The 6,870-nt window shown below is 50.3% G+C and carries 3 protein-coding genes and 1 pseudogene; 3 read left to right on the forward strand and 1 reads right to left on the reverse strand.

The window, feature by feature from the left end; all coding sequences use genetic code 11:
- Window positions 1-114: 114 nt before the first annotated feature.
- Window positions 115-2,043, reverse strand: a complete 1,929-nt coding sequence (locus tag V6C93_RS17730; RefSeq protein WP_333477998.1) for a nucleoside-diphosphate sugar epimerase/dehydratase — start codon at window positions 2,041-2,043, stop codon at window positions 115-117.
- A 413-nt stretch (window positions 2,044-2,456) separates the two neighbouring features.
- Here V6C93_RS17730 and wecC point away from each other — a divergent pair, with 413 nt between their 5' ends.
- The 3 genes and pseudogenes from wecC to V6C93_RS17745 form a co-directional block, all read left to right on the forward strand.
- Entirely contained in the window at window positions 2,457-3,674 is a 1,218-nt protein-coding gene (wecC, locus tag V6C93_RS17735) for a UDP-N-acetyl-D-mannosamine dehydrogenase (protein WP_333477999.1), read from the forward strand.
- Window positions 3,671-5,821, forward strand: coding sequence for a bi-domain-containing oxidoreductase (locus V6C93_RS17740; protein ID WP_333478000.1), 2,151 nt, complete (start codon window positions 3,671-3,673; stop codon window positions 5,819-5,821). The genes wecC and V6C93_RS17740 overlap by 4 nt, the downstream gene beginning before the upstream one ends.
- A 251-nt stretch (window positions 5,822-6,072) precedes the next feature.
- Window positions 6,073-6,870: pseudogene (locus V6C93_RS17745) on the forward strand (oxidoreductase); the annotation flags it as partial.

A 6,870-nucleotide genomic window follows, 5' to 3' on the forward strand; every position in this document is an offset into this window, starting at 1 on the left:
GCGTAAATGATATTAGCGTTTCTAGGATTAGGGTCGATTGGCAAGCGGGTTACTTATTTAGGCCACCTTGCACTAAGTTGATAGGCTGGATTGCCGATCGCACTCTTAAAACGATTACGAGTGAAAAGCCTGGGAGGATTCCAGAACATCGATACAATGCTGAGCTTTCCTCCAAAGGTTGTCCGCGGGTAAACTAGCAACGATGGATTCTGAGAGGGTAGCGATCGCATTTGCCAGGTCTTCAGGGGCTGGAGGGTAGCTGGAAACCGCCAGGATTTTGGGATGATCTGTGGGAATGACCTTTTCTGTCGCGCTAACCAACGCCTCGTGCAGTTTTTCCCCCGGACGCAAGCCTGTAATCTTAATCGGGACATCAACCTCTGGGGTTAGACCTGCTAACTGGATCAGCTGTTCTGCCAAGTCCAAGATTTTCACGGGTTGCCCCATATCAAGGATTAAGGTTTGGCCCGATTGACCGACAGCAAGGCTTTGAATCACAAGCTGAGAGGCTTCAGGCGTTGTCATGAAGTAGCGAGTCATCGATGGGTCTGTAATGGTGACGGGGCCACCTCTAGCAATTTGGGATTGGAAAATGGGTACAACGCTGCCGCGACTGCCCAAGACGTTGCCAAAGCGCACAACTAGAAAGCGGGTGTGGCTTGTGGAAGCAGAGGCTTTGACCATCAGTTCTGCTAAGCGCTTGCTCAGACCCATGAAGTTGTTAGGCTCAACGGCTTTATCAGTGGAAATGAGAACGAAGGTTTTAACTCCATAAATATTGGCTAGCTTAGCTAAGTGGAAAGAAGCTAAAGCGTTATTTTCTAGAGCTTCTGTAGGATTATGCTGCATTAAGGGGACATGTTTATGAGCAGCGGCGTGGAAGATGATTTCGGGTTTCCAGGTTTTGAATATCTGTTCAAGACGAGCCTGATGGCGAACATCAGCAATCAGGGCAGTTACTTTAAGCTGAGGGAAGTCTCGCTTTAATTCCTGCTCGATATTAAAGATACTATTCTCGCCACGTCCAAGTAGCAGCAGGTTGTTGGGTTCTAGACGAGCCAGCTGGCGACAGATTTCTGAGCCAATACTGCCACCAGCACCCGTGACGAGGACGGTTTGCTGGTAAATTTGCGATCGCGCACTCGGAAATTTTGGATCGAACTCAGCATCGAAGTCTAGCCGGATTTCTGGGCGTCCGAGAATGTCCTGAATTTGAATTTCTCTAGCTTGGGGAGTCAGGTTGCGATCGCGCAAAATTTCCGTCTTTCCGGGTAGGACTTTGAGTTTGAGCGAAGAACCTCGTGCCAGGTTGACAAGATTACGAATTTGTGCGGCATTAGCTGAAGGCATGGAAATCAGCACTTCGGCAGCGTTGAGGCGTTGTGCGATCGCAACCATCTGACACGTTTTCCCGATCACCGCTACTCCCTCAACTTTCCGGCCTACCTTAGTAGGGTCATCATCCACAAAGCCGACAATTTCTAGATGGAGTTGAGGGTTTTGTCGCACTTCCTGGACAATTTGAGCACCTGTCATACCTGCTCCCACCACTAGCACCCGCTGTCGCTGTGTTGGGGAAATGCCTGACCTATAGGTACGGCGTGGATAGCGTCCAATTTGGTAATGAGACAGGGACTGGCGTCGAGCATAGCGCATCCCGATCATTCCCATGAGACAAAAGCTCCAATCAATGGCGGAAACGCCTAAGGGAATCCCATGTAAGAACTGAAAGCGGGGAATCAATAAGCGGGTGGTGACTAAAACCACCAGAGAATAGAGTGTGACAGCATTGAACAGAGACGTGGCATCTTTGGGTCCGAACAAACGCCAGACTTGCTGGTAAAGGCCGAAACCCGTCTGAAACAGTAAACGCCCAGGAATCGCTAATAAAGGCAGAATCCACGCTAACGCTTGGTGAGTAGATGGAATATCTCCATCAAACCGAATCAAGAAGGCAAGACTACAAGCAGACCAAGCAACGAATGCATCTAGACCCAGTTGTGCTAGTCGATACACCGAGGGAAAGTGTATTCGCTTGGTCATGAAACTTCTCCCCACAGACAGTTGGCAGCAATTTTTAAGGATACCCTTGCTTAGACGCCTGAGCTAGTGTGAGGTTTCTGCACCAGATAGTTCATCGTCAGGACGATAGCGTTGCGAGCCGTAGGCTAGCGCAGATCGCTGCTCGGCTCACCGTCGTCATCAGCATCAACTTACCGTTACAGCTCAACAACCAGTTGACACTCTGTTCTCTAATAAAATCTACAAGATTTACACAAGAATTTTCAGGAACCAGTGACCAAGGAAAGGCGCTGGGGCTTTTCACCTCAACTTGAGCCAATCCGATGCACTCTTCTAGGGAACTTTTTCTTGATGGTGAAAACACTATAAATAACGGGTCATGGGTTACTCTTTACTGTTAAAGATTGATTGAGATTTGGCACAGGAAAATTTGGATGGATAAAGTTTGCGTAGTTGGTTTAGGTTATGTCGGCTTACCAACAGCTAGTTTGCTTGCTAGTAAAGGCTTTAAGGTACACGGAGTGGATGTCAACTGGCAGGTTGTACAAACCATCAATCGCGGCGAAATACATATTCATGAGCCGGATTTAGATGTCTTGGTCAAGTCCGCTGTAAATAGTGGAAATCTTACAGCCAGCTTGGAGCCAGCTCCTGCCGATGTGTTTATCCTAGCTGTGCCAACACCGTTTACGGATGGACATGTGCCCAATATATCTTATGTTGAAGCGGCTACCCGAGCGATCGCTTCCTACCTGGAGCCGGGTAATTTGGTCATCCTGGAATCTACCAGTCCAGTGGGAACAACCGAAAAGATTAGCGTTTGGTTACAGGAACTCCGACCCGACCTAGACCCTAACTCTATTTATATCGCTCACTGCCCAGAGCGGGTTTTACCGGGTCAAATCCTCAAAGAAATCATTACAAATGATCGCATTGTGGGTGGCATCAATCCAGCTTCAACAGCTAAGGCTGAGGCATTTTATCAGCAATTTGTCACGGGCGAGATTGTACCCACTCAAGCCCGCACCGCAGAACTATCCAAGCTAGCGGAAAATGCCTTCCGCGACGTTAACATTGCGTTTGCCAACGAACTGTCTCTGATTTGCGAACGGTTGAATATCGATGTTTGGGAACTCAGAGAACTGGCGAACCGACATCCTCGCGTTAACATTCTCAAACCAGGCCCAGGAGTTGGTGGACATTGTATCGCCGTCGATCCTTGGTTTATCGTTGACTCGGCTCCAGAGCAAGCGCAGCTCATCCGTACCGCAAGGCAAGTCAATGACTCTAAACCCCATGCTGTCGTTAGTCAGGTGAAAGCCGCAGCGGCTGATGTCAATCAAGCGGTCATTGCCTGTTTAGGGCTGGCTTACAAGGCGGATATTGATGACTTGCGTGAAAGTCCATCCGTCGCCATTGTCAGAGAACTGGCAAGGGAGTCAGTCGGACACATTTTAGTGGTAGAGCCTCATATTTCAGCCTTACCTGCTAGTCTGGATAGCTTGGGAAGTGTCCAACTTGTCGCACTGGATGTTGCACTGGATAAGGCAGATATCTTGCTGCTCTTAGTTGACCACCAAGCGTTTAAGCAGGTAGACAGGCAAAAGCTCCAAGGAAAAACGGTGATTGATACGCGAGGAATTTGGCGGTGAAGCAGGTACTGATTCGGCAGGGTCAGGCCGTGGTTGAAGAGATTCCTGCTCCTCAAGTCGAGCCTGGTACAGTTCTAGTTCAGGTCGATCATTCCTGCATTTCGATTGGCACGGAAATGAGCGGTATCAAAATGACCAGTCTGCCCTTATGGAAACGGGCACTCAAGCAGCCGGAAAATGTCAAAAAGGTTGTAGAAATGGCTGTGAGCCAAGGAGTATCCCGCACCGCTAGCGTGGTTCAAGGCAGACTGTCTAGTGGCCAGGCGACAGGTTACTCGGCTGCCGGTACGGTGTTGGAAGTGGGCGAGGGGATTAGTGACCTGCAACCAGGCGATCGCGTAGCTTGTGCTGGAGCACAATGCGCTCATCATGCGGAGATTATTCGGGTACCCCGTAATCTGACGGTGCCAATACCCGATCATTTAGATTTTGCGGCGGCAAGTACGGTGACCCTGGGTGCGATCGCGCTTCAAGGTATCCGCCGTGCTCAACCCACGTTGGGTGAAACCTTTGTAGTCCTTGGCCTAGGAATTTTGGGTCAGTTAACAGCTCAGATGCTCAAGGCGAATGGCTGCAAGGTCATTGGCACCGACCTAGACCGTAAGCGGATCGACATCGCCCAAAAGTTGGGGATGGATATAGGCATCCACCCGGACGAGGGGAATAACATTGAACAGGTAATGCGGCTGACGGAGGGTTTGGGTGCTGATGGCGTGATCATCACAGCCGCCACCCCCTCAGATGAGGTCATCTCTACCGCGTTCCGCATGTGTCGCAAAAAAGGTCGAGTCGTTCTTGTCGGAGATGTCGGCTTAAATCTCAACCGTGCTGACTTTTACCAGAAAGAATTAGACTTTTTTATTTCTACGTCCTATGGCCCAGGGCGCTACGACAACCACTATGAAGAACAAGGGCTAGACTATCCAGTCGCCTATGTGCGCTGGACGGAAAACCGTAATATGGCAGAGTACCTGCGTTTGGTAGCACAGAGCCAAGTTCAGGTAACTCCCCTAATTAGTGCGACCTATCCTGTAGAACAAGCCACGATAGCTTACGAAGCCCTCAAAGGAGGAGAGCAACGCCCCTTAATGGTGTTACTCTCCTACCCACCGTCTTTGAGCAATGCTCAACTACAGCGCGTGGTTCCCAACCCCACGGCTCAACCCGCCGGTTCTAACCAAATTCGGATTGCTGTCGTTGGAGCAGGGGGTTTTGCCAAGGGGATGCATTTACCGAATTTACAGGCTCTATCCGCTTCCTACCACATACAAGCGATCATGAGCCGTACTGGTCACAACGCCACGGGGACGGCTCGGCAATTTAGTGCCAACTATGCAACCACGGACTATCAGAAGGTTCTCAGCGATCCGGAGGTCGATGCGGTACTGATTACGACGCGGCATCACTTGCACGCTTCTATGGTTGTAGAAGCCCTGAAGGCAGGTAAGCATGTCTTGGTGGAAAAGCCCCTTGCCCTAACAGCCCAGGAACTGTCAGAAATTGCAGGGTTTTACTCAGCCCTCCCGGCTTCATCTGCTGCGCCGAGCCTGTTAACAGGCTTCAATCGCCGCTTTTCTCCCCACGCTCGGCGGATTCATGAATTAATCCAGAACCGTAGCAACCCGCTGATTTTAAACTATCGGATGAATGCAGGTTACATTCCCTTAGACCACTGGGTTCATAGTGAAGAAGGCGGCGGTCGCAACCTGGGTGAAGCCTGCCACATCTATGACCTGTTTACCTACCTGACCAACAGTACAGTAGTGGAGGTGAAGACCCAAGCGATAACTCCTAGCACAGGCTATTACAGCTGTCGCGACAATTTTGTCACGATGATGACCTTTGCCGATGGCTCTGTTGCAACGCTTACCTATACAGCTCTGGGTTCTAAGGATTATCCTAAGGAGCAACTCGAAGCGTTTGTCGATGGGAAGGTCTTGGTGTTAAACGACTACAAGCATCTAACCGTTAGTGGCACCAAAGCCAAAGGAGTAGAGACCAAGGTGGTCGATAAGGGACACAAAGCCCAGTTGGTAGCCTTTGCTCAGGCCATTCAACAGGGAAGTGACTGGCCAATTCCGCTCTGGCAGCAGGTGCAGGCAACTGAGGTCGCGCTGCGGGTGGAAGCAGAGCTGACTCAAGTTTAAGAGCAATGGCACTGAACTTAAGCAACTGGTGGAAACTTTTCCTTGCTGAATGTGGAGGTTGATTTGATCCAGTAGGTTTTGGTCAGCTAGAGAAACGGGTTGTTTCGTTTCCGGACAGCACAGTATGTTTAAAAGTTCTCCAGAAATCATCATTCCAGATAAGAAACAAGATTGAAGCTCACTGCTCGAAGGTTACTAATCATTGTATGCGCCAGATTCTACTAAACAGTAAAGGGGCACTTGTCGTGCGTATGCCTAAACCAGGCGTGGAAGCTGGCTGTGTTTTGATCCGCGTACACTATTCTTTTGTCAGTGTAGGAACCGAGATCGCTTCTTTACGCCCTACGCCGTCTATTGTGAGCCAAGGCGCTTCTGTGGAACAGGCCAAAGCCTATGCCAGTCTGGCTCGAACTTACCTGGGATTAGCTCTACGCCATCCCGATAAAGCGATTCGACGTGTGACTCAAATAGCTAGAGGGCGGATAGCTACTCTGCTGCCTGCAAGATCGAGTGTACCGACATTGACCCTAACGAGCGGTCAGGTTGATTGGACTCGTTGTGCTGCTACTGAGGTTGAGGTGCAGGACGGTCAGTTGAAGGTGGTAACCGATGACTCAGACGCGGCCTATCAAGTCATGTCACAAGCCATTGAGGTGCCTGTCGGTCAAGTTCCCATTGTACGGGTGAAGGGTCAGGTTCATGAAGGTGCGATCGCACTGGGCTGGCTGAATGAGAATCGGGACGCTTGGTTAGGCTCTCGTTCCTATGAGGCAGGGCGGTTTGAAGACTCCCTTATCTTCGATTTGCAAGGTTCGCAAACCTTCACCTTAGTCCTGACAACAGCAGGAGCCGGTCAGGCATCGCGAGTCACCTTGGAAAGTGTGGAAGTCCTCATGGCTCCTCCCACAGAAAATGGACTGCCTCACAGCGAATTGGATGACCAAGGCTGGAACGTCGGCTATTCGGCGGTGGGTGAAGTCGTAGAAGTGGGAGAGGGAATTAGCGATTTAGTCGCGGGAGATTTAGTAGCCTGTGGAGGAGCCGGTCAA

Origin of the sequence: Allocoleopsis sp., from assembly GCF_036703385.1 — a bacterium.
Classification (GTDB): domain Bacteria; phylum Cyanobacteriota; class Cyanobacteriia; order Cyanobacteriales; family Coleofasciculaceae; genus Allocoleopsis.